The sequence below is a fragment of the Streptococcus pseudopneumoniae ATCC BAA-960 = CCUG 49455 genome (assembly GCF_002087075.1).
GTDB classification, from domain to species: Bacteria; Bacillota; Bacilli; order Lactobacillales; family Streptococcaceae; genus Streptococcus; species Streptococcus pseudopneumoniae.
On sequence record NZ_MWSM01000044.1, the window covers coordinates 1 to 512 of the forward strand.

Genomic DNA, 512 nt, shown 5'->3' on the forward strand with positions numbered 1-512 from the left:
TTTGAGGAGCTTTTCCAAGTGAAGAGGCGATTTCTCTATTTGATTTCCCTTCCTTTTTCCATCGTTCGATTAAGCGACGGCTATCGATTGTCAAATGTTTGGCTTTTGTAGTATAATGGTTTTTCATCTCTGTGCCTTTCTTGTGTTTGTGATTGAACAACAAGTATAACACAGAGGTGTTTTCTTATGCCTAGAAGAGCTTTCATTTGACAAGAGGAACCCTTGAAGCAGTTTTGTCAGCTAAACCAAGGCTAATCTTAGCCCTGGCTTGTCAGCCTAACAGCATCAAGCCTCTTATCAAATGAAATCGAGGGCTAGCTATAAGCTAGTTAAACCATCTAATTTTTAGGAGGGCTGGATGGCTAACTTCATTATAGAACTTTCAAAAAAATTAATTAAAAAAATTAATTAAAAAAATTAATTAAAAAAAGTTTAAAAAAGGTGTTGACAAAGTTAGAAAAGCCTGTATAATAGTAAGAGTTGAAAATAACAACTCTGGTCCGTTGGTCAAG

Annotated in this window: 1 protein-coding gene; it reads right to left on the reverse strand. The window is 35.2% G+C overall.

All coding sequences use genetic code 11. The features are described 5' to 3' along the window. On the reverse strand, window positions 1-127 hold a 127-nt coding region (locus tag B4W83_RS09530; protein ID WP_142246443.1), incomplete at its 3' end, for a helix-turn-helix domain-containing protein. Window positions 128-512: the final 385 nt, after the last annotated feature.